At 62.0% G+C, this 21835-nt stretch carries 22 protein-coding genes; 17 read left to right on the forward strand and 5 right to left on the reverse strand.

From position 1 onward, the window contains the following. Positions 1–8 precede the first annotated feature (8 nt). Genes AC1DLV_RS20795 through AC1DLV_RS20815 form a run of 5 tightly spaced genes read right to left on the reverse strand, consistent with a single transcriptional unit; the run spans position 9 to position 5421 of the window. Positions 9–1214, reverse strand: coding sequence for a molybdopterin molybdotransferase MoeA (locus AC1DLV_RS20795; RefSeq protein WP_476801820.1), 1206 nt, complete (start codon positions 1212–1214; stop codon positions 9–11). Continuing rightward, a complete protein-coding gene (gene moaC / locus AC1DLV_RS20800; RefSeq protein WP_476801821.1) occupies positions 1215–1697 on the reverse strand; it encodes a cyclic pyranopterin monophosphate synthase MoaC in 483 nt (160 codons plus the stop codon). A 1-nt stretch (position 1698) separates the two neighbouring features. Then, positions 1699–2511: an indole-3-glycerol phosphate synthase TrpC gene (trpC, locus tag AC1DLV_RS20805; protein ID WP_476801822.1), complete on the reverse strand. Its 813-nt coding sequence runs from the start codon at positions 2509–2511 to the stop codon at positions 1699–1701. 4 nt (positions 2512–2515) lie between these two features. Then, entirely contained in the window at positions 2516–3526 is a 1011-nt protein-coding gene (gene trpD / locus AC1DLV_RS20810; protein ID WP_476801823.1) for an anthranilate phosphoribosyltransferase, read from the reverse strand. Next, complete coding sequence (locus tag AC1DLV_RS20815) at positions 3523–5421, reverse strand: SurA N-terminal domain-containing protein (protein WP_476801824.1); 1899 nt, start codon at positions 5419–5421, stop codon at positions 3523–3525. The genes trpD and AC1DLV_RS20815 overlap by 4 nt, the downstream gene beginning before the upstream one ends. A 146-nt stretch (positions 5422–5567) precedes the next feature. On the opposite strand from AC1DLV_RS20815, the gene tpiA reads away from it, so the two are divergent. From tpiA to lpdA, 17 genes are all read left to right on the forward strand, one after another. After that, complete coding sequence (tpiA, locus tag AC1DLV_RS20820) at positions 5568–6332, forward strand: triose-phosphate isomerase (RefSeq protein WP_476801825.1); 765 nt, start codon at positions 5568–5570, stop codon at positions 6330–6332. A 156-nt stretch (positions 6333–6488) separates the two neighbouring features. After that, positions 6489–6956: a preprotein translocase subunit SecG gene (gene secG, locus AC1DLV_RS20825; RefSeq protein WP_476801826.1), complete on the forward strand. Its 468-nt coding sequence runs from the start codon at positions 6489–6491 to the stop codon at positions 6954–6956. Positions 6957–7172: 216 nt separating this feature from the next. Beyond that, entirely contained in the window at positions 7173–8273 is a 1101-nt protein-coding gene (locus AC1DLV_RS20830; protein ID WP_476801827.1) for a L,D-transpeptidase, read from the forward strand. A gap of 150 nt (positions 8274–8423) precedes the next feature. Next, a complete protein-coding gene (locus AC1DLV_RS20835; protein ID WP_476801828.1) occupies positions 8424–10061 on the forward strand; it encodes a CTP synthase in 1638 nt (545 codons plus the stop codon). Between the two features lie 61 nt (positions 10062–10122). Then, positions 10123–10665, forward strand: a complete 543-nt coding sequence (locus AC1DLV_RS20840) for a DUF1697 domain-containing protein (RefSeq protein WP_476801829.1) — start codon at positions 10123–10125, stop codon at positions 10663–10665. 59 nt (positions 10666–10724) lie between these two features. Continuing rightward, entirely contained in the window at positions 10725–11564 is an 840-nt protein-coding gene (locus tag AC1DLV_RS20845) for a VOC family protein (protein WP_476801830.1), read from the forward strand. Further along, complete coding sequence (gene kdsA, locus AC1DLV_RS20850) at positions 11561–12394, forward strand: 3-deoxy-8-phosphooctulonate synthase (protein WP_476801831.1); 834 nt, start codon at positions 11561–11563, stop codon at positions 12392–12394. The genes AC1DLV_RS20845 and kdsA overlap by 4 nt, the downstream gene beginning before the upstream one ends. 115 nt (positions 12395–12509) lie before the next feature. Beyond that, complete coding sequence (locus AC1DLV_RS20855) at positions 12510–12713, forward strand: dodecin family protein (protein ID WP_476801832.1); 204 nt, start codon at positions 12510–12512, stop codon at positions 12711–12713. Between the two features lie 93 nt (positions 12714–12806). Then, complete coding sequence (locus AC1DLV_RS20860; protein ID WP_476801833.1) at positions 12807–13172, forward strand: PRC-barrel domain-containing protein; 366 nt, start codon at positions 12807–12809, stop codon at positions 13170–13172. 403 nt (positions 13173–13575) lie between these two features. Further along, positions 13576–14850 carry a phosphopyruvate hydratase gene (eno, locus tag AC1DLV_RS20865; RefSeq protein ID WP_476801834.1) on the forward strand — a complete coding sequence of 425 codons (1275 nt, stop codon included), beginning with the start codon at positions 13576–13578 and terminating at the stop codon, positions 14848–14850. Positions 14851–14984: 134 nt separating this feature from the next. Further along, a complete protein-coding gene (locus tag AC1DLV_RS20870) occupies positions 14985–15314 on the forward strand; it encodes an FtsB family cell division protein (protein ID WP_476801835.1) in 330 nt (109 codons plus the stop codon). A gap of 174 nt (positions 15315–15488) precedes the next feature. Further along, positions 15489–16532 carry a pyruvate dehydrogenase (acetyl-transferring) E1 component subunit alpha gene (gene pdhA, locus AC1DLV_RS20875; protein ID WP_476801836.1) on the forward strand — a complete coding sequence of 348 codons (1044 nt, stop codon included), beginning with the start codon at positions 15489–15491 and terminating at the stop codon, positions 16530–16532. A 14-nt stretch (positions 16533–16546) separates the two neighbouring features. Further along, positions 16547–17923, forward strand: coding sequence for a pyruvate dehydrogenase complex E1 component subunit beta (locus tag AC1DLV_RS20880; RefSeq protein WP_476801837.1), 1377 nt, complete (start codon positions 16547–16549; stop codon positions 17921–17923). 17 nt (positions 17924–17940) lie between these two features. Beyond that, positions 17941–19314 carry a pyruvate dehydrogenase complex dihydrolipoamide acetyltransferase gene (locus AC1DLV_RS20885; RefSeq protein ID WP_476801838.1) on the forward strand — a complete coding sequence of 458 codons (1374 nt, stop codon included), beginning with the start codon at positions 17941–17943 and terminating at the stop codon, positions 19312–19314. Positions 19315–19363: 49 nt separating this feature from the next. Beyond that, a complete protein-coding gene (locus tag AC1DLV_RS20890; protein WP_476801839.1) occupies positions 19364–20002 on the forward strand; it encodes an SGNH/GDSL hydrolase family protein in 639 nt (212 codons plus the stop codon). A gap of 1 nt (position 20003) precedes the next feature. Further along, the gene (locus AC1DLV_RS20895) at positions 20004–20585 is read left to right on the forward strand and encodes a GNAT family N-acetyltransferase (protein ID WP_476801840.1); all 582 of its coding nucleotides are present in this window, start codon (positions 20004–20006) and stop codon (positions 20583–20585) included. Positions 20586–20603: 18 nt separating this feature from the next. Beyond that, positions 20604–21835: dihydrolipoyl dehydrogenase (gene lpdA / locus AC1DLV_RS20900; RefSeq protein ID WP_476801841.1), on the forward strand; the 1232-nt coding region annotated here is incomplete at its 3' end.

The raw sequence follows: 21835 nt of genomic DNA on the forward strand, positions 1-21835 counted from the left end.
GGTTTCGTTCAGCGCAGCATCATCACGCGGCACGCACTGCCAGATTCGGCGGCTGGTGCGAAGGGTTCACGCATGATGGCGCAATTGGCGTCGGCGAGCGTGCGCAGCATCGACGAATCCTGGACCAGATATGGCGTAACTATGAGGCCGTCAGGCGTCTCGCGTGCAATGGCGCGAACGAAATCCTGGCGCAAATCGTTTGGTGCCATCGCCGTATCGAGCACGGCGTTGCGAATGTCGGGCGCATAGGGCCGCCCGCCAAGCTTCGCCAGCAAAGGCTTCAGGAAGATATGCGCGCAGATCAGGCTGGCGACCGGATTGCCGGGCAGGCCGACGCAACGTGTCTTGACAAGGCGGCCGAACATCAGCGGCTTGCCGGGACGCATGGCGATCTTCCAGAAATCGAGATCCATGCCGAGCCCGGTCAGAACGCCGTGGACCAGGTCGTGGTCTCCGACCGAGGCCCCGCCGAGCGTGACGATGACGTCGGCCTCGGCTTCGAGCGCCTGGGCGATGAGGGCTGAGATGGCATCCTTGCGGTCGGCTGCGATACCGAGGTCAAGCACGCGCGCGCCGACTGACCGGGCGATTGCTCCGACACCATAGGAGTTGGATGCGATGATCTGGTCAGGGCCAGGGTTGCTGCCGGGTGGGAGCAGTTCGTCGCCCGTGGCGATGATGGCGACCAGTGGCGCGCGAACCACTGCCATTGCAGGGTGGTTGGCGGCGGCGATCAGCGACAGGGCCGCAGGATCGAGCACGCGGCCGGCGTCGAGAATCAGATCGCCATGTTTGAAATCGAGACCCTTGGCGCGGATATTGCGTCCAAGAATCGCCGGTTCCAGCACGTCGATCTCGCCATTGCCGATATCGCTGACATTTTCCTGGATGACGACAGTGTCCGCGCCGCTGGGCACAGGTGCGCCGGTGAAAATGCGCACGCTCTCGCCTTGCGCCACAGCGCCTGTGAACTGCTTGCCGGCAGGAGCCTCGCCGATGACCTTCAGCCGTGCCGGCAGGGATGCGATGTCGGCGGCGCGGACAGCGTACCCATCCATGGCCGAGGCATCGAAAGGAGGCTGGGTGCGCAAGGCAAACAACGGGCTTGCCAGCACGCGTCCTGAAGCTTCACTGAGACCGACCGTCTCCCAGCCGCTGGGTTCAGCGCCGTCGAGCAGGCGTTCCAGCGCCTCGGTGACGGGCAGAAGCGCCATCTATTCGACCGCCTTGTAGTCGCCCGACTTGCCGCCGGTCTTTTCGACCAGCCTGATGCCGGAAATCACCATGCCCCGGTCGGCGGCCTTGGCCATGTCGTAGATGGTGAGACAGGCGACCGACGCGGCCGTCAGCGCCTCCATCTCGACGCCAGTCTTCCCGGTGACACGCGCAAGTGCCGTCACGCGAAGACCGGGCAGGGCCTCGTCCGGCTCGATCTCGACCGAAACCTTGGTCAGCAGGATCGGGTGGCAGAGCGGCACGAGTTCGTGCGTGCGCTTGGCGGCCATGATTCCGGCTATGCGGGCGGTGCCGAGCACATCGCCCTTCTTGGCGTTGCCCGAAAGAATCAACGCCAGGGTTTCGGCACGCATGATGACAGCGCCTTCGGCAATCGCCGTGCGGGTGGTCTCGGCCTTGTCGCCGACATCAACCATGTTGGCTTCGCCCGTGGCACCGATATGAGTGAGGGTTGTCGCCATATCAGACGCTTGCAGCCTGGGGCGTGCCGTCGAGAAGCGCGCGCGTGGCGGATGCCACATCGGCCTGCCGCATCAGGCTTTCGCCGACAAGGAAGCTGCCAATGCCGGATTTTTCCAGACGCAGGCAATCGGCATGGGTGAAGATGCCGCTTTCGCCAACCAGAAGCCGGTCGGTCGGGACCATGGGCGCAAGACGCTCCGAGGTGTCGAGGCTGACCTCGAAGCTGCGCAGATTGCGGTTGTTGATGCCGAGCAGGCGCGAGGACAGTTTCAGCGCGCGCTCGGTTTCTTCCTCGTCATGAACCTCGACAAGCACGTCCATGCCATGCTCGAAGGCCGTGTCCTCGAGCCGCTTGGCGTCGTCGTCACTGAGGCTTGCCATGATGATCAGGATGGCATCCGCACCCCAGGCGCGTGCTTCGTGCACCTGGTAGGGCTCGAACATGAAATCCTTGCGCAAAGCGGGCAGGGCGCAGGCGTCGCGCGCGGCAGTCAAGAATTCCGGGGCACCCTGGAAGGATGGCGTGTCGGTCAGCACCGACAGGCAGGCCGCTCCACCTTCAGCATAGGCCCGGGCAAGTGCCGGCGGGTCGAAATCGGGACGGATCAGGCCCTTGGACGGACTCGCCTTCTTGATCTCTGCGATGAGACCAAAACGGTTGTCACGACGTTTGGCTTCAAGCGCCGCAAGAAAGCCGCGCGGTTTTGCGGCGTCGCGCGCCATGGCCTTGATCTCAGCGAGTGGCAGCAGTGCCTTGGCGGCTGCGATCTCGTCGCGCTTGTAGGCTTCGATTTGGCGCAGGATGTCGGCCATGTCTTTATCCGTTCGAAACGACGACCAGGCGGTCGAGCACGGCAAGCGCGCGCCCGCTGTCGATTGCCTCGGCGGCAAGGGTCACGCTTTCGCCGATGGTCGCGACCTTGTCGGCAACGACGAGACCAGCACCGGCGTTCATCAGCACCGTGTCACGATAGGCACCCTTGGCGCCTTCGAGTACGCCGCGCAGGGCTGCTGCATTGTATGCCGAATCGCCGCCGCGCAACTCTTCGCGCGTATGCCGTGGGAGGCCAACCTGTTCCGGCGTCAGCGTGAAGCTGCTGACGCTGCCATTGGCGAGGGCCGCGACATGCGTCTCACCCGTGGTGGTGATCTCGTCATAGCCGTCGCCGTGAACGACCCAGACATGCTTGGCGCCAAGTTCCTTCAGCGTCTCAGCCACCGGCTCGACCCATTCGGGCGAGAACACGCCGACCAGCTGGCGGTTGACGCCGGCTGGATTGGAGAGCGGCCCGAGCAGGTTGAAGATGGTGCGGGTGCCAAGTTCGACGCGCGTTGCGCCAACATGTTTCATCGCCGGATGATGCGCTGGCGCGAACATGAAGCCGATGCCGGCCTGGTGAATGCAGCGTCCGATCGCTTCGGGCGACAGGTCGATGTTGACGCCAAGTGCCGTAAGAACGTCGGCGGCACCTGTCAGCGAAGACAGGCCGCGATTGCCATGCTTGGCCACGGGCACGCCTGCGCCCGCAATGACGAAGGCTGAAGCGGTCGAGATGTTGACACTGTGCGAACCGTCGCCGCCGGTGCCAACGATGTCGATGGCATCCGCAGGCGCTTCGACACGAAGCATCTTGTCGCGCATGGTGGCGACTGCACCCGAGATCTCGCTGACGGTCTCGCCGCGCACGCGCAGCGCCATCAAGAAACCGCCGATCTGGCCGGGCGTCGCTTCGCCCGACATGATGATGTCGAAAGCCTCGCGCGCCTCGTCGAAGGTGAGGGGCGTGCCCGAAGCAATCTTGGCGATATGCGGCTTGAGTGCGCTCATGGCGTTCCCACCGCAAGTGCCCGGGTGATCGCATCGCGGTTGATCGTGACTTGGTACTCACCTTGCAGCTGGGCCACGATCTGGTCGAGCAGGTCGTCCGACATGCCCGAGGCAAATGTCTTCTGCGCGTCCTCAGGCACAGCACTCTTGTCCACACCGGCCGGCTCGAACACTTCAGCGACTTTGAACAGGATCTGCGCATCGCCGGTGGGGGCCGGAACGATACCGGTGCCGCCCTGGCCCATGGCAAACATCGCAGCCGCACCCTCACGGCCGAAATCGGCGTCGTCGGTTTCGCGCTTGAGCCCGCGCTTGGTCTGCTTCTCAAGCTTCAGTTCGCCAGCGATGACGTCAAGCGCGGTGCCGTCCTTGAGGCGCTTTTCAAGCTCGTTGGCCTTGTCCATCAGGCGCTTCGTCGCTTCCGCCGCGGTCCAGTCGGCCACGACCTTTTCGCGCACTTCATCGAGCGTGCGGTCGCGGGCTGGTGTGATGTCGTCGACCTCATAGAACACGAAGCCGTTTGTACCGACATTGAGCGGCGGGTTTTCGATGCCGGCCTCGGCTTCAAAGGCCGCCTGGATCAGGTTGCGCGAATCCGGCAGCGTGTTGATGACGGTGCCGTCAGCGCCCTGGCCGGCGCGGTCGATCGCGTCGATCGTCACCACCTTGAGCTTCAGCTTTTCGGCAGCCGCCTGCATCGAGTCACCGCCAGCGCGCGCGTCCTCATAGGAGTCATGCGCGTCGAGCAGGATGCGGTTGGCTTCAGCAAGGGCGAGCTCCTTGCGGATCTGGTCCTTGACCTCATCGAAGGTCTTCACCGTCTCAGGCGTGATTTCGCTGACGCGGACGAGCACGGGGCCGAAAGCGCCCTGGACGACATCGCTGACCTGGTTTGCCTGTAACGCGAAAGCCGCTTCGGCCACAGCCTTGTCGGCGATCTGTTCTTTGGTCAGCGTGCCGAGCGTCACGTCGGCTGCGGTCTTGCCCTGATCGGCGACGACCTTGTCGAAGGTCGCGCCGCCCTTGATCGCGTCGGAAGCCGCCTTGGCTGCATCGGCGTTGCCGAGAACCAGCTGGTCGATCTTGCGCGTTTCGGCGGTGGTGAAGTGCGACTTGTTCTTGTCATAGTCCTGGCGAACCTGCTCGTCGGTGATCGACGCGAGGTCCATGATGTCTTCCGGCTCGAGCTTGACGTAGCTCAGCTTGCGGAATTCCGGCGCGGCATAGTTCTTCTTGTTTTCCTCGAACCATGCCTTGAGCACCTCGTCGCTTGGAGCGGCGATAGGCTCGACCAGCGATTTGGGCAGCTGCAGATAGTCGATGGTGCGGTCTTCGCCGCGATAAAGTGCTACCGCGCGCAAGAAGGTATCGGGAGCCTCAAGCCCATCGGAAACGGCTTCGACGATCTGCTGGCGGACAGCCACCTGGGCGCGGTTCTTGAGGTAATCCTCGGGACGCATGCCGATCTGGCGCAGGATATATTCGAACGCCTGGCGGTCGAACTGGCCGTCGGGACCGCGGAATGTCGGATCGTCCCAGGTCAGCTGTGCCAAGCGGTCCTTCGACAGGCCAAGGCCGAGCTTGCGCGCCTGTTCGTCGAGCACCGCACCGGCGACAAGCTGGGACAGGACCTGGTTGTCGATACCGAGCGCGTTTGCCTGGTCGCGGGTCAGGCGCTGGCCGAACTGCTGCGACATGACGTTCAGCTGACGGTCATAGGCGAGGCGGTATTCGACCCCCGAAACGGACGTGCCGCCGGCGGTGACCACCTTGTCGCCACTGAACTGGTTCAGCATACGTCCTGAGATGCCCCAGATCGCGAAGCTGACGACGAGTAGCAGAAGCAGCAGCTTAGCAACCCAGGTTCCCGCAGCACTGCGCATCGATTCGAGCATGTGTCAGATCCCGTATACGCGCATTTTCGCATGCGCCTGCATGAACGAAGCGCAATAGCGCCCTTCAAGGCCAGTGTCGATTGCTTTGTGGTTTGTTTTTGGTAGTGAGGTTGCCCTAGCGAATATCGATTTCGAGGGAAAAGCACATGACACCAGGAATCCGCCCGCTTGTTGCCGGCAACTGGAAAATGAACGGCACAAGCACCTCGCTCAATGAATTGCGCAACATCGCCGGTGGTTTCATGGGCGGCCTCGATACCGAGACCGAAGCGCTTTTGTGTGTACCGGCAACGCTGCTTTCGCGTGCCGCTGAAATCCTTCACCGCACGCCGGTCAAGGCGGGCGGACAGGATTGCCATGCCAAGGAGAGTGGCGCCCACACCGGCGACGTCTCGGCAGAGATGCTGAAGGACGCCGGCGCCAGCCACGTCATTGTCGGGCATTCCGAACGCCGCACCGATCATGGCGAAACCGATGCCATGGTGCGCGCCAAGGCTGAAGGAGCATGGCGGGCAGGGCTGGTGGCAGTGATCTGTATCGGCGAAACACCTGCCGAACGCGAGAGCGGGGCGACGCTTTCGGTCCTGTCGCGTCAGATCGACGGCTCGGTGCCTGCCAGTGCGACACCTGCCAACGCGGTCATCGCTTATGAGCCTGTATGGGCAATCGGTACCGGCTTGACGCCGACCGTGGCCGACATCGCCGAAGCGCATGCGCATATCCGTGCGCGCTTGGCAGAGAAGCTGGGTGCATCGGCAGGCAAGATGCGCATTCTTTACGGTGGGTCGGTCAAGCCATCGAACGCCAACGAATTGCTGGCCATCGCCAATGTCGACGGCGCGCTTGTCGGCGGCGCAAGTCTCAAGGCTGCCGATTTTCTTGGCATTGCCGAGGCCTACCGCAAGCTCTGATTTCACCGCACGTGACCGTTGCAAAGGCAGCGTGTCATCCCATATTCGGCGGGCGGGCTTGGAAATGCCTAGAAAGCATTGTATTGAGCCGCCTCCGGAAGGCCGGGCGCTTCGGCGCGCGGCAAGTCCCCGTCAGGAAAGATCCCAGGAAGCGCAATGGAAACCGTCCTTATCGTCATTCACTTGATGGTCGTGCTCGCCCTTGTTGGCGTTGTGCTCCTGCAGCGCTCTGAAGGCGGTGGCCTCGGCATCGGTGGCGGTTCGGGCTTCATGACTGCGCGCGGCGCCGCCAACGCGCTGACCCGTGCGACCGCGATCCTTGCGACTGTGTTTTTCGTGACGTCGCTGACGCTGTCGATCGTCGCTCGCTATAGCCCGAAGGAAATCGACATCCTCAATCGTGCGCCGACCACTCAAGGTGGCACGACCGGCAAGGGCGTTCTCGATCAGCTCGGTGGCTCGACCGCGCCGGCACCCGGTACCGCCGCTCCTGCTGCGCCCGCATCTGGCGCCACGGCTCCTGCGGCACCGGCGACTCAACCCGCTGCGCCAGCCGCTTCGGGTACCGAGCAGCCCGCTCCGGCGACGCCGGCAGCCCCCGCAGCACCGCAAGTTCCTAACTAAGTATTAAGCTCTTGCCGCAACCTGTTGTTGTTTGAACACAGTTGCGGCAAATGCTGCACGGATAAGTAAAATTCGATCATTTCGCCGGTGGTGCCTCCCTTGAGGCATCTCCGGCTAATCGATAATAGCAGCCTTGCGGCATATCGGCGGGGGGAGCCTTGGGGGCACCGCGTTGTCGCGCGAAAATTTGCGTTGAACATTCGGGATCCCTACGCCATGCAGCTCCGCCGCATCCTTCTAGCTGGTCTTTGTGCCTCTCTGATGAGCTCGACAGCCTTTGCCGCCACTTCGGCCGGCATGGTTGCTGCGCCGCAGTCTGAGGTTGCAAGCAACATCGTCTTGATCGCCGCCAAGAGCGACGCTGCCGAACTCAAGATTCTCAAGAAAAAGAAGAAGCCGACTGACGAAGATCTGTCGCGAATCAAGGTCCTCGAAGCCAAGATCGCAGCCGACAAGGAACTCGCCCGGCTCAAGATGCTCGAAGCCAAGAAGATGGCGATGCGGGCAGCGGCCAAGGAAAAGGCCGACCAGGCGCGTGAACTCGCCCGCCTGAAGAAAACGGAAAAGGCAGCCGCCCAGGTGGCCGAAATTGCGCCTGCGGTACGCAAGCCCGTACAGCCGATCGAGTTGTTGCAGCCAGTAGCTCCCCTGATGCCCGACGCGGTCGCGGTGGCCTCGACCGGCAACAATGGCGAGCTGCGCAGCGAGGTCCAGGCGCGGCCACAGAAAGCCGGTCTGCTCGCCGGCATCTTCGGTGGCACCAGCATTGCGCCGCAGCAGTCGATGCTGCCGCAGACGCGTGCGCTCGACGCCGTGCTGCAGGCCAAGCAGGCCAACAAGCAGTTCAAGGTGAAGTCCGACTACGAGCCGCAGGAAGTGGCGTTTTCGGGCTATGAGCGTGGCCAGATCGTCGTCGATACCGGCAAGCGCTATCTCTATCTGGTTGAATCATCCTCGACCGCGCGCCGCTATGCGATCGCGGTCGGCCGCGAGGGCCTGGAGTTCAAGGGCAAGGCGACCATCGGCGACAAGCAGGAATGGCCGCGTTGGATTCCGACCAAGGATATGCAGGAGCGCGAGCCCAAGAAATACGGCCGCTACAAGGACGGAATGAACGGCGGACCGGAAAATCCGCTCGGCGCGCGCGCCATCTACCTTTACCAGGGCAACAAGGATACCCATATCCGTATCCACGGTACCAATCAGCCGCAGACGATCGGCACGAATTCTTCGAACGGCTGCTTCCGAATGGTCAATGATCATGTCATGGACCTCTACAATCGCGTGAAGATGGGCTCTGAAGTCATCGTCATGTAAGGCGTCTTTCCGACGTTGAGAGTTGGCCGGCGGTCACGCCGGCCTTTTTGTTTGCACGGCCTACCCGGCAGCAAAAATGAACAGCCACATAGGGAAAAGTCCGACGCGGCGGATTTTTCTCTGGCGGAATCGATTTGGCCGCGTTAAGCGATGAATCCCATGGCGCGATATGTTTTTATTACCGGCGGCGTGGTCTCTTCCCTTGGAAAAGGCATAGCCGCAGCGGCCCTTGGGGCTCTCCTGCAAGCACGCGGATATCGCGTGCGGATCCGTAAACTCGATCCGTATCTGAACGTCGATCCCGGAACGATGTCGCCTTACCAGCATGGTGAGGTGTTCGTGACCGATGACGGCGCGGAAACCGATCTCGATCTCGGTCACTACGAACGCTTCACTGGGCGTTCGGCGAACCAGAGCGACAACATCACCACCGGCCGCATCTACAAGAACATCATCGAACGCGAGCGGCGCGGCGATTATCTCGGTGCGACCGTGCAGGTCATTCCGCATGTCACCGACGAGATCAAGAACTTCATCCTCGACGGCAATGACGAGTTCGACTTCGTGCTGTGCGAAATCGGCGGCACGGTGGGCGACATCGAAGCGATGCCGTTCCTCGAAGCAATCCGCCAGCTTGGCAACGACCTGCCGCGCAACAATGCGGTCTACGTCCACCTGACGCTGATGCCCTACATTCCAACGGCTGGCGAACTGAAGACCAAGCCGACTCAGCATTCGGTCAAGGAACTGCGCTCGATCGGCATCGCACCGGATATCCTTCTGGTCCGCGCCGACCGCAACATCCCCAAGGAAGAGCGCCGCAAGCTGTCGCTGTTCTGCAACGTGCGTGAATCGGCCGTCATCCAGGCGCTCGACGTCGGTCACATCTACGACGTGCCGCTGGCCTACCATAAGGAAGGCCTCGATTCGGAAGTGCTCGCAGCGTTCGGCATCGACCCGGCGCCCAAGCCGCGCCTCGATGCCTGGCAGAATGTGTCGCAGCTCATCCACAATCCGGAAGGCGAAGTCACCATCGCCGTGGTCGGCAAATACACCGGCCTCAAGGATGCCTATAAGTCGCTGATCGAAGCACTGTCGCATGGCGGCCTGGCCAACAACGTCAAGGTCAAGCTCGACTGGATCGAAAGCGAGGTCTTCGAGAAGGAAGACCCGGCACCGTTCCTCGAAAAGGTCCACGGCATCCTGGTGCCGGGCGGTTTCGGCGAGCGCGGCTCGGAAGGCAAGATCCTGGCGGCCAAGTTCGCACGCGAACGCAAGGTGCCGTATTTCGGCATCTGCTTTGGCATGCAGATGGCCTGCATCGAAGCCGCGCGTTCGCTCGCCGGCATCGAGAATGCCTCGTCGACCGAATTCGGTGCCACCAAGGAGCCGGTCGTTGGCCTGATGACCGAGTGGCTCAAGGGCAACATGCTGGAGAAGCGCCGGGCAGCGGGTGATCTCGGCGGCACAATGCGCTTGGGCGCTTTTGAAGCCAAGCTTTCGGAAGGCTCGAAAATCGCCGAAATCTATGGCGACACCGATATCTCCGAGCGTCACCGCCACCGCTACGAGGTCAATATCGACTACAAGGACCGGCTCGAAGCGTGCGGTCTGGTCTTCGCCGGCATGTCGCCTGACGGCGTGCTGCCCGAGACGGTCGAATACCCCGACCATCCCTGGTTCATCGGCGTGCAGTACCATCCGGAACTGAAGAGCCGTCCGCTCGACCCGCATCCGCTTTTCGCCAGCTTCATCGAAGCTGCCGTCGAACAGAGCCGGCTCGTCTGATTGTCATGCGCGCCGGCGTGAAACCGTTGGCGCGCAAACCTGTCGAGGTCATGAGGCACTCATGACCATCTACGTGGCACTTCTCTACAGCATCATACTGGGTGAAGGGCGTCGGGTCGTGATGTCAGACCTGCGCGACATGACCGAAGCCGCGGGCTTTCAAAAGCCACGCACTTTGGTCGCCACAGGCAATCTGGTTTTCGAAGCCGATCAAAAGTCGGTCTCCATGATCGAGACCCGTCTGGAGAAGGCGTTCCAGCAAAAATTCGGCAAACATGTCGATATCATCGTGCGCCGTGCCGACGACTGGCTGACGCTGGTCGCGGCCAATCCGTTTCCTGGGGAAGCAGCTCTATACCCCGACCAGGTGGCGGTGCGTGTCATGCGCGCACCAGTAGCGCCAGAGGTTTTGGCAAAGCTGACACCCTATGTGGCGGCCGACGAGAAGCTTGCCGCGGTCAATGGCGACATCTGGCTCCATTTCTCCCGCAGCGCCGGCACGTCGCGGCTGCTTGGCGCGCTCACACCCAAGCGGGCCGGCGGTGTCGGCACGTCGCGCAACTGGAACACTGTGCGCCGATTGGGCGAGATGGTGGCCGGGTGAGGGCGATGCCCTTGCGGCAGCCTTGCACAGAATGAGGAATTGAGGCACAGCGCAGGCATATGACTGACAACGCACGCACGCTCGACCACATCGTGTTGCCGACCGCCGACCTTGCGATTGCGCGGCAGCGGCTCATGGCACTTGGCTTCGCTGTTTCGCCTGTCGGCGTCCATCCCTTCGGCACGATCAATTGCTGCGTCTATCTCAGCGACGGCACCTTCATGGAGCCGCTGGCCGTCGGCGATCGTGTCGCCGCTGACCGCGCCGTGGCCGAAGGCAACGTCTTTGTCGCCCGCGACCGAGCGTTCCGCGATGTCCATGGCGATGAAGGCTTCTCGGCAGTGGTGTTCGGGACCGATGATGCCGATGTCGATCATGCGGAGTTCATTGTTGCCGGCGTTTCGGCCGGTCCTCGGCTCGATTTTTCCCGCCCCTTCGTCGATGCATCGGGCAAGTCGGATCAGGCATCGTTCCGGTTGGCCTTTGCCGCCGAGCCGGACACGGCGACAGATGCGTTTTTCTTCACCTGCGAGCGCGTCAACGCACCCAATGTCGACCGTACTGCGCTTCAGGCACATGCCAATGGCGTGAAGCGTGTTCTGGCGGTCGAGGCGACGGCGGGAAGTGCTGAGGCGGCGCGCACATTGCTGGCAACCATCGCCCGCAGCAGCGTTGACGGGGCCGACGTACCGCTCGCCAACGCGCGAATTTGCCTTCGCTCCGCGCCAAATTCCGGCGGCATTCGCCTGGAAGCGATGGTTTTTGCCGTCGACGACCTCGCCGCGACAAGGGCACTCCTTGTCGAAAACGCCATCGAACACGATCTCAATGGCCAACGCCTGGTGGTGCCTTCGGCACCTGGGCAAGGTGCGACCTTCATTTTCGAGGAATTGAAATGACCAAGCCGAATGCAAATGTGACGGTCGGCAAGACCCTTTTCTCAAACAATGCGCCGCTGTCGCTGATCGCCGGACCGTGCCAGTTCGAATCGCGCCAGCATGCCTTCGACATGGCCGGCAAGCTCAAGGAGCTGACCCAAAAACTCGGCATCGGGTTCGTCTACAAGTCGAGCTTCGACAAGGCCAACCGCAGCTCGCTGTCGAGCACGCGCGGCGCCGGCCTTGATGCTGCGCTGCCCGTCTTCGCCGATCTGCGCAAGGAACTCGGCGTCACAGTCATCACCGACGTCCACACCGAAGAGCAGTGCGTCATCGTCGGTGAAGTTGTCGACGTGCTGCAGATCCCCGCCTTCCTCAGCCGCCAGACCGACCTGCTGGTCGCCGCGGCCAAGACCGGCAAGGTCGTCAATGTGAAGAAGGGTCAGTTCCTTGCGCCCTGGGACATGAAGAACGTCGTTGCCAAGGTCACTGACTCGGGCAACCCGAACGTTCTGGTCACCGAGCGTGGCGCGTCCTTCGGCTACAACACGCTGGTATCAGACATGCGCGCGCTGCCGATCATGGCCGACATCGGCGCTCCGGTGATCTTCGACGCCACCCATTCGGTGCAGCAGCCAGGCGGGCAGGGCACTACTTCTGGCGGCGAGCGTCGTTTCGTCGAGACACTGGCGCGCGCGGCCGTCGCTGTCGGCGTCGCCGGCGTGTTCATCGAAACGCACGAGGATCCCGACAATTCGACCTCGTCGGACGGCCCCAACATGGTGCCGTTCAAGGATTTGCCGGCACTGCTCGAGCGCTTGATGGCGTTCGACCGCATCGCCAAGGGCTGACGCTGCCCTGCCAGGCACCGGTGCGCCCTTCGGCGCACCACACTCCTGCTTGAGCCCCGCAGATACCCGGCGTAGGCTTTCCCCCGTGACTGAGCGTTTCAGCTGGAGGAATCCCATGTCTGTTGCCCGCGTTACGGAAATCACCTCATCGTCTACCAAGAGCTTCAAGGAAGCCATTGAAGACGGCATCGCCCGCGCGTCCAAGACGCTGAAGAATGTTGAAGGCGCCTGGATCCAGGATCAGAAAGTCGTCATCGAAAACGGCAAGATCGTCGCCTACCGCGTTAACATGAAGGTGACCTTCATCCTCACCGACTGACCGGTCGACGCAATCCATCATCGGGAAAACTTTGGAACCTCCGCTTTGGGGGATCGTTACCCCTTGCATCCACCAACCAACGAGGAGCAAGTCATGACGACCCACACAGGTCATACCGAAGCTATTCCCGCATCGCGGGTCATCGGCACCAAAGTCTACAATTCCGCAGGCGAGACCATCGGCGCGATCGAAGACGTCATGCTCGACAAGATGTCCAACGGCATCATGTTTGCCGTCATCGGGTTCGGCGGCTTTCTCGGCATCGGCGAAAAATATCACGCCATTCCGTGGTCGACGCTGGACTACGACAAGGGTCTCGGCGGCTATGTCGTTCCCTTCTCCAAGGATCAGCTGAAGACTGCGCCGTCCTATTCGATCGATGATCTGACCGAAGATGACGGCCGCGTTGCACGCGACGCGTCCTTCCAGCATTACCAGGTCAAGCCGTACTGGCATTGATCCAACAAAAAAGCCCCGGATTGCTCTGGGGCTTTTTCGTTGTGCCTGCAACTACCTTGGCGTCGGTATGATCCGCACCTGCGACGTGCCCTGTGGGGGGGGTTGACTGTCGCATGAGGTCAGGAAGGCTGCGGCGATGAAGAACAAACTCAGGATACCACTCAACTCGGACATGGCGAAACTCCCTCTGTTTCGCCCCGCGCAGGCATAGTTTACCCGAAAGTGTGGCGAATGCCTGCCCAACGGGATGAATTATGGTGACAGCGTTTTGCCGAAAGTGAATCTGATGCCTGACGTTGCGTGATATTTGCCCTGCCGCGATTGCGTTTTCTTCTGCTTTGGCTAAGACGAGCGCGGAAATCCAACCGATCCTATTTGCGATCAGCTCCCGGGGATGCCTCACATGACAGCAATCATCGATATCGTCGGCCGCGAGATTCTCGACAGCCGCGGCAATCCTACCGTCGAAGTGGACGTGGTCCTCGAAGACGGCTCGATGGGCCGCGCTGCCGTTCCCTCGGGTGCGTCGACCGGCGCCCATGAGGCGATGGAACTGCGCGATGGCGGCACGCGCTATCTCGGCAAGGGTGTCGAACGCGCCGTCGAGGCCGTCAATGGCGAGCTGTTCGAGGCGATCGGCGGCATGGAAGCCGAAAACCAGATCCATATCGACCAGACGATGATCGAGCTCGACGGCACGCCCAACAAGGGCCGCCTCGGCGCCAACGCCATCCTCGGCGTCTCGCTCGCCGTTGCCAAGGCTGCTGCCGAGGCTTCCGGCCTGCCGCTCTACCGCTATGTCGGCGGACCCAACGCTCGCGTGCTGCCGGTGCCGATGATGAACATCATCAATGGCGGCGCGCATGCCGACAATCCGATCGATTTCCAGGAATTCATGATCATGCCGATCGGCGCGCCCTCGCTGCGCGATGCGGTTCGCTGGGGCTCGGAAATCTTCCACACCTTGAAGAAGGGTCTGAAGGACGCCGGCCACAACACCAATGTCGGCGACGAAGGCGGTTTCGCCCCGAATCTCAAGAGCGCCCAGGCCGCGCTCGACTTCGTCATGGCCTCGATCGAGAAGGCCGGCTTCAAGCCCGGCGAAGACGTCGCACTCGCGCTCGATTGCGCTGCGACCGAATTCTTCAAGGACGGCAACTACGTCTACGAAGGCGAAAAGAAGACCCGCGACCCCAAGGCGCAGGCCAAGTACCTGGCAAAGCTCGCCGCCGACTATCCGATCATCTCCATCGAGGACGGCATGTCCGAGGACGACTGGGAAGGCTGGAAGTACCTGACCGATCTGTGCGGCGACAAGGTCCAGCTGGTTGGCGACGATCTGTTCGTCACCAACTCGGCCCGCCTGCGCGACGGCATCAAGATGGGCGTCGCCAACTCGATCCTGGTCAAGGTCAACCAGATCGGCACGCTCAGCGAAACGCTTGACGCTGTCGAGACCGCGCACAAGGCAAGCTACACCGCCGTCATGTCGCACCGTTCGGGTGAAACCGAGGATTCGACCATCGCTGATCTCGCAGTCGCCACCAACTGCGGTCAGATCAAGACCGGCTCGCTGGCCCGTTCGGACCGCACTGCCAAGTACAATCAGCTGATCCGCATCGAAGAAGAACTCGGCAGGCAGGCGCGCTTCGCCGGCCGCTCGATCTTGCGCGGCTGATCTTTCACCCATTGACGACCTGGAAAAGGCGGGATGTTTCCCGCCTTTTTTGTTTTCACGGGACCGCAGACCGGCCAACTGTAACCGTCCATTAAGCACAATGGGGCGACAAGAACCTGAAAGAGGTTCTGACCATGTGGACACGCCAGCACAAGCAGACAAACACGGGCCGCTTCATCGTCCCTGCCTTGGCAGTGATGTTCTTGTCCTATTTCGGCTTTCATGCCTATCATGGCGAATTCGGCATCTATTCGAAGTACCGGCTCGAGGCGCGCGCGGTCGAGCTTCAGGCCAGGCTCGATACGGTCAGGGCACATCGCATGTCCGTCGAGCGGCGGGTGCAGATGCTGCATGACGGCTCGCTGGAGAAGGACATGCTTGACGAGCAGGCGCGAAACGCCCTCAATATGTCCCATGCAGATGAGCTGACCATAATGCGGCCGTCTGAGCGCCGCATTAACTGACTTCAAGTTAATCGACAAGAAATCCAACGTTTTTAGGCGCTTAACCGCATGCCTGCTATGCATTTTTCCGCATGGCGCGCCGTCATTCTACATGCTAGCGTTTTGGGCATGGAGAGGAGAGATTATGCATGATCTCCTCATTGTCCGCAAAGAGACGCCACTAGGGAGTGATGCATGGCCACCGCCGCCAAAAAAGCGCCTGCCAAAACCAAATCTGACACAAAATCTCAATCTGCTCCGGTAACGCCCAAACCGGTCGATTTCACCAAGGACCAGGATGTCGCGGCCTACCGCGAGATGCTGCTCATCCGCCGCTTCGAAGAAAAGGCCGGCCAGCTCTACGGCATGGGCTTCATCGGCGGCTTTTGCCATCTTTACATCGGTCAGGAGGCTGTCGTCACCGGCCTGCAGATGTCGCTGATCGAAGGCGATCAGATGATCACTGCCTATCGTGACCACGGCCACATGCTGGCCATGGGGCTGTCGGCGCGAGGCGTCATGGCCGAATTGACCGGGCGTCGGGGCGGCTTGTCGAAAGGCAAGGGCGGTTCCATGCACATGTTCTCCAAGGAAAAGCATTTCTACGGCGGCCACGGCATCGTCGGCGCCCAGGTGTCGCTCGGCACCGGTCTGGCCTTTGCCAACCGCTACCGCGAGAACCCGAATGTGTCGGTGACCTATTTCGGCGACGGCGCTGCCAACCAGGGCCAGGTCTACGAGAGCTTCAACATGGCCGCGCTTTGGAAGCTGCCAGTGATCTACGTCATCGAAAACAATCGCTACGCCATGGGCACCGCCGTTACGCGTGCTTCGGCCGAGACGGATTTTTCGCAGCGCGGCGTCTCCTTCAAGATTCCGGGCATCAAGGTCGACGGCATGGACGTGCGCGCCGTCAAGGCCGCTGGCGATCTCGCCACCGAATGGTGCCGTTCGGGCAACGGCCCGATCATCCTCGAGATGGAGACTTACCGCTATCGCGGCCACTCGATGTCCGATCCGGCAAAATATCGCTCCAAGGACGAAGTGCAGAAGATGCGCTCCGAGCACGACCCGATCGAGCAGGTCAAGGCGCGCCTCATCGCCAAGAAGTGGGCGAGCGAGGACGATCTCAAGGCGATCGACAAGGATGTTCGCGACATTGTGGCTGACGCCGCAGACTTTGCTCAGACCGATCCCGAGCCGGATGCTTCCGAGCTCTGGACCGATATCTTGATCTAAGGGAGGGCGCGAACATGCCGATCGAAATTCTCATGCCTGCGCTCTCGCCGACGATGGAAGAGGGCAATCTGTCGAAGTGGTTGAAGAACGAAGGCGACAAGATCGTCGCTGGCGACGTCATCGCCGAAATCGAAACCGACAAGGCGACCATGGAAGTGGAAGCCGTTGATGAAGGCGTTCTGGGCAAGTTGCTAATCGCGGCTGGCACCGAAGGTGTTAAGGTCAACACGCCGATTGCCGTGCTGCTGCAGGACGGTGAAAGCGCTGCCGACATTGGCAAGAGTGCTGCTCCGGCCAAGGCCGAAGTGCCTGCTGCCGCACCCGCCGCCACCGCTCCGGCTGCAGCACCTGTTGCCGCCGCGCCCAAAACCGAAGTCGCCGCCGATCCGGACATTCCGGCTGGCACCGAGATGGTCACCACGACCGTCCGCGAAGCGCTGCGCGACGCCATGGCCGAAGAGATGCGCCGCGATAGCGACGTCTTCATCATGGGCGAAGAGGTTGCCGAGTACCAAGGCGCCTACAAGATCACCCAAGGCCTGCTGCAGGAGTTCGGTCCGCGTCGCGTCGTCGATACGCCGATTACCGAACACGGCTTTGCTGGCGTCGGCGTCGGTGCCGCGATGGCCGGGCTGCGCCCGATCGTCGAGTTCATGACCTTCAATTTCGCCATGCAGGCGATCGACCAGATCGTCAATTCCGCCGCCAAGACGCTCTACATGTCCGGCGGCCAGATGGGCGCGCCGATCGTCTTCCGTGGACCAAGCGGTGCGGCTGCACGCGTCGCTGCCCAGCACTCGCAGTGCTATGCCGCGTGGTACAGCCACATTCCGGGCCTCAAGGTGGTGATGCCGTACTCGGCAGCCGACGCCAAGGGCCTGCTCAAGGCTGCGATCCGCGACCCGAACCCGGTCATCTTCCTCGAAAACGAAATCCTCTACGGCCACTCCTTCGAAGTGCCGAAGCTTGACGATTTCGTGCTGCCGATCGGCAAGGCGCGCATCCACAAGCAGGGCAAGGACGTCACCATCGTCTCCTTCGGCATCGGCATGACCTACGCGATCAAGGCCGAGGCCGAGCTGCGTGCGATGGGCATCGACGTCGAGATCATCGATCTCAGGACCATTCGTCCGCTCGACTTCGACACCATCATCGCCTCGGTCAAGAAGACCAACCGTCTGGTCGTGGTCGAAGAAGGCTACCCGCAATCCTCGGTCGGCGATTTCATCGCCAACCAGGTGTCGCAGCGCGCCTTCGATCATCTCGATGCGCCTGTCATCACCATAGCCGGCAAGGACGTGCCGATGCCTTACGCCGCCAATCTCGAAAAGCTTGCTCTGCCGAATGTCGGCGAAGTGATCGAGGCGGTCAAAGCAGTCACGTATCGCTGACAGGGCGGGAGGACATCATGCCGATCAATATCACCATGCCTGCCCTTTCGCCGACGATGGAAGAGGGCAATCTGGCCAAGTGGCTGGTCAAGGAAGGCGACAAGGTTTCGCCCGGCGACGTGATCGCCGAGATCGAAACCGACAAGGCGACGATGGAAGTCGAAGCCGTCGATGAAGGCACTGTCGCCAAGCTGCTAGTCCCGGCCGGCACCGAAGGCGTCAAGGTCAACGCCCTTATCGCCATCCTTGCCGGCGAAGGCGAAGATGTCGCTGCCGCAGCCAAGGGCGGTGATGCCGCCCCGGCCAAGGCGGAGGCTGCCAAGCCCGAAGCTCCTGCTGCGGCCGCCGCACCTGCGGCTCCCGCTGCTGCACCAGTTGCGGCCGCTCCTGCAGCAAAGCCTGTGGCCGCTGCCGCCAACGGTTCTGCCGCATCGACGGCGGACGGCCGTAGCTTTGCATCGCCGCTCGCCCGTCGCATCGCCAAGGATTCCGGTGTCGACCTTTCGGCCGTGACCGGCACCGGCCCGCATGGCCGTGTCGTCAAGGCCGACGTCGAGGCGGCCATTGCAGGTGGCGGTGCCAAGGCAGCCCCTTCTGCCAAGGCTCCTGCCGCAGGTGCTGCTGCTCCCGCGCCAAAGGGCATGTCGGACGATCAGGTTCTCAAGCTCTTCGAAGAAGGCAGCTACGAGCTCATCCCGCATGACAACATGCGCAAGACGATCGCGCGTCGCCTGGTCGAGGCCAAGAGCACGATCCCGCATTTCTACCTGACGCTCGATTGCGAGATCGACGCGCTGCTGGCGCTCAGGGCTCAGCTCAATGCCGCGGCTCCGATGCGCAAGACCGAAAAGGGCGACGTGCCGGCCTACAAGCTGTCGGTCAACGACATGATCATCAAGGCGCTTGCGCTTGCGCTGACGGCGGTTCCCGACGCCAATGTGTCGTGGACCGATCAAGCGATGGTCAAGCACAAGCACGCCGATGTCGGTGTCGCCGTCTCGATCCCAGGCGGCCTGATCACTCCGATCATCCGCAAGGCCGACATCAAGACGCTGTCGGTCATCTCCAACGAGATGAAGGACATGGCTGGGCGGGCACGCAACCGCAAGCTCAAGCCTGAGGAGTATCAGGGCGGCTCCAGTGCCGTGTCCAACCTCGGCATGTTCGGCATCAAGGACTTCTCGGCCGTCATCAACCCGCCGCACGCGACCATCCTGGCCGTTGGCGCCGGGGAAGAGCGGCCGGTGGTCAAGAACGGCGAGATCAAGATCGCCAATGTGATGTCGGTGACGCTGTCGACCGACCATCGTGCCGTCGACGGCGCGCTCGGTGCCGAGCTTTTGTCGGCCTTCAAGCGCTTTATCGAAAATCCGATGGGCATGCTGGTGTAGTTCCCCCATTTCCCCTCCCTGCCAGGGAGGGGATTCGAGGACTTCAATCATGAAGACTGTGCTTTGCTACGGCGACTCGCTGACCTGGGGCTACGATGCCGCCGGTCCGGACCGGCATGCGTTCGAAGACCGTTGGCCGAGCGTGCTGCAAAAGGAACTCGGTGGTGGCGTTAACGTCATCGCCGAAGGCCTCAATGGCCGCACCACCGCCTTTGACGACCGTCTCGCAGCCGCCGACCGCAACGGCGCGCGGGCCTTGCCGACGATCCTCGGCACGCATACGCCGCTCGATCTCGTCATCATCATGCTCGGCGCCAACGACATGAAGCCGTGGATCCACGGTAATCCACTGGCCGCCAAGCAAGGCATGGCGCGGCTTGTGTCGATCATCCGCGCCTACGATCACGGCATGGAATATGCGGCACCTGAAATCCTGCTGGTCTCGCCGCCAGTGGTCAGCCGGACGGCCAACGCCGAGTTCAAGGATATGTTCGCCGGTGGCGACAAGGCCTCAAAGCAGCTCGCGCCGCTCTATGCCGCGCTCGCCGATGAGGTCGGATGCGGTTTCTTCGATGCCGGCTCGGTGGCGGAGACGACGCCGCTCGATGGCGTCCATCTCGATGCCGAAAACACGCGGCTGATCGGCCATGCCATTGCGCCCATCGTGCGCGTGATGCTGGAGCTTTAGCTTGGCCGGCGTTGTCACCATCCGCAGGGCCGAACGACGCGATGCTGCCGAGCTGGCCGTTCTCGTTGACCTGTCATCGCACGGCCTGGCCTCATGGCTCTGGTATGGTGCTGTGCTCGACGGCACCACGCAGACAGCGCTGGAAAATGGCCGCAATCTGATGCGCGACGACGATGAGCGTGCTGGCTGGAAGGACGCGAGCCTCGCCCAGGTCGATGATGAAATCGCAGGCGTGGTTATCGGCCACGCAGTCGAGCCTTCATTCGCCGACGAAGAGGCACCGCATCCGGTGTTCGAGCCGATCCTGATCCTTCAAAAACAGGCCATCGGCCACTGGTTCATCGACAGCGTCGGCGTGTATTCGCACCATCGCGGACGCGGCATAGGCCGACAGCTGGTCGACCACGAACTCGCACGCGCCGGCGCGCGGCCCGTCAGCCTGATCACCGAAAGCGACAACGACGTGGCGCTTGGCCTCTACAAATCCCGCGGATTTGAAGAGATCGCGCGCCATCCATCAGTACCGCTCGACGAAAACAGCAAGAAACACGACTGGGTGCTGCTCACGCGCAGCGCGACTTGATCAAGAGGCAAGACACTCATGGCTGAGAATTACGACGTCATCATCATCGGCTCCGGTCCCGGCGGCTACATCGCGGCGATCCGCGCCGCCCAGCTTGGCCTCAAGACCGCGATCGTCGAGCGCGAGCATCTGGCAGGCATCTGTTCCAACTGGGGCTGCATCCCGACCAAGGCGCTGCTGCGTTCTGCCGAGGTTCTGCACTTGGCCGAGCACGCCAAGAATTACGGCCTGAAGCTTGAAGGCACAATCACCGCCGACCTCAAGGCCGTTGTCGACCGCTCGCGCGGCATTGCCCAGCGCATGAATGGCGGCGTCGGCTTCCTGATGAAGAAGAACAAGGTCGACGTCATCTGGGGCGAGGCCAAGCTCACCAAGCCCGGCCAGATCGTCGTGTCGAAATCGACGAAGAAGCCGATGGAGCCGCAGGCGCCGCTGCCCAAGAACACACTGGGTGAGGGCACCTACAGCGCCAAGCACATCATCATCGCCACCGGCGCGCGTCCGCGCGCGCTGCCCGGCATCGAGCCCGATGGCAAGCTGATCTGGACCTATTTCGAGGCTATGGTGCCGCCGGAAATGCCCAAGTCGCTGCTGGTCATGGGGTCGGGTGCGATCGGCATCGAATTCGCTTCCTTCTACCGCACGATGGGCGTCGATGTGACGGTCGTCGAGGTGATGCCTGCGGTCATGCCGGTGGAAGATGCCGAAATCTCCGCCTTCGCCAAGAAGCAGTTCGAAAAGCAGGGCATGAAGATCCACCTCGAAGCCAAGGTCACCAAGGTCGAGAAGGGCGCGGACTCCGTCACGGCTCATGTCGAGATGAAGGACGGCAAGGTCGAGAAGATCACCGCCGACAGGATGATCTCGGCCGTCGGCGTGCAGGGCAATATCGAAAACATCGGCCTTGAGGCACTTGGCATCAAGACCGATCGCGGCTGCATCGTCATAGACGGCTACGGCAAGACCAATGTGCCGGGCATCTACGCCATTGGTGACGTCGCAGGTCCCCCGATGCTGGCCCACAAGGCCGAGCACGAGGCCGTCATCTGCGTCGAAAAGATCGCCGGCCTGCCCAACGTGCACCCGATGGACAAGCTCAAAATCCCGGGCTGCACCTATTGCAACCCGCAGGTCGCTTCCGTCGGCCTGACCGAAGCCAGGGCCAAGGCCGAGGGCAAGGACATCCGCGTCGGCCGTTTCCCCTTCGTTGCCAATGGCAAGGCCATTGCGCTCGGCGAAGACCAGGGCAT

This window comes from Aminobacter sp. 01T433 (genome assembly GCF_056398585.1).

Bases quoted from the DNA above. Each gene is read 5' to 3' on its own strand.
- AC1DLV_RS20815 (WP_476801824.1), bottom strand. From the start codon at position 5,421: ATGCTCGAATCGATGCGCAGTGCTGCGGGAACCTGGGTTGCTAAGCTG.
- kdsA (WP_476801831.1), top strand. From the start codon at position 11,561: ATGACCAAGCCGAATGCAAATGTGACGGTCGGCAAGACCCTTTTCTCA.
- AC1DLV_RS20855 (WP_476801832.1), top strand. From the start codon at position 12,510: ATGTCTGTTGCCCGCGTTACGGAAATCACCTCATCGTCTACCAAGAGC.
- trpC (WP_476801822.1), bottom strand. From the start codon at position 2,511: ATGGCCGACATCCTGCGCCAAATCGAAGCCTACAAGCGCGACGAGATC.
- tpiA (WP_476801825.1), top strand. From the start codon at position 5,568: ATGACACCAGGAATCCGCCCGCTTGTTGCCGGCAACTGGAAAATGAAC.
- AC1DLV_RS20880 (WP_476801837.1), top strand. From the start codon at position 16,547: ATGCCGATCGAAATTCTCATGCCTGCGCTCTCGCCGACGATGGAAGAG.
- AC1DLV_RS20840 (WP_476801829.1), top strand. From the start codon at position 10,123: ATGACCATCTACGTGGCACTTCTCTACAGCATCATACTGGGTGAAGGG.
- AC1DLV_RS20795 (WP_476801820.1), bottom strand. From the start codon at position 1,214: ATGGCGCTTCTGCCCGTCACCGAGGCGCTGGAACGCCTGCTCGACGGC.
- pdhA (WP_476801836.1), top strand. From the start codon at position 15,489: ATGGCCACCGCCGCCAAAAAAGCGCCTGCCAAAACCAAATCTGACACA.
- AC1DLV_RS20835 (WP_476801828.1), top strand. From the start codon at position 8,424: ATGAATCCCATGGCGCGATATGTTTTTATTACCGGCGGCGTGGTCTCT.
- eno (WP_476801834.1), top strand. From the start codon at position 13,576: ATGACAGCAATCATCGATATCGTCGGCCGCGAGATTCTCGACAGCCGC.
- moaC (WP_476801821.1), bottom strand. From the start codon at position 1,697: ATGGCGACAACCCTCACTCATATCGGTGCCACGGGCGAAGCCAACATG.
- AC1DLV_RS20845 (WP_476801830.1), top strand. From the start codon at position 10,725: ATGACTGACAACGCACGCACGCTCGACCACATCGTGTTGCCGACCGCC.
- trpD (WP_476801823.1), bottom strand. From the start codon at position 3,526: ATGAGCGCACTCAAGCCGCATATCGCCAAGATTGCTTCGGGCACGCCC.
- AC1DLV_RS20860 (WP_476801833.1), top strand. From the start codon at position 12,807: ATGACGACCCACACAGGTCATACCGAAGCTATTCCCGCATCGCGGGTC.
- secG (WP_476801826.1), top strand. From the start codon at position 6,489: ATGGAAACCGTCCTTATCGTCATTCACTTGATGGTCGTGCTCGCCCTT.
- AC1DLV_RS20890 (WP_476801839.1), top strand. From the start codon at position 19,364: ATGAAGACTGTGCTTTGCTACGGCGACTCGCTGACCTGGGGCTACGAT.
- AC1DLV_RS20870 (WP_476801835.1), top strand. From the start codon at position 14,985: ATGTGGACACGCCAGCACAAGCAGACAAACACGGGCCGCTTCATCGTC.
- AC1DLV_RS20830 (WP_476801827.1), top strand. From the start codon at position 7,173: ATGCAGCTCCGCCGCATCCTTCTAGCTGGTCTTTGTGCCTCTCTGATG.
- AC1DLV_RS20885 (WP_476801838.1), top strand. From the start codon at position 17,941: ATGCCGATCAATATCACCATGCCTGCCCTTTCGCCGACGATGGAAGAG.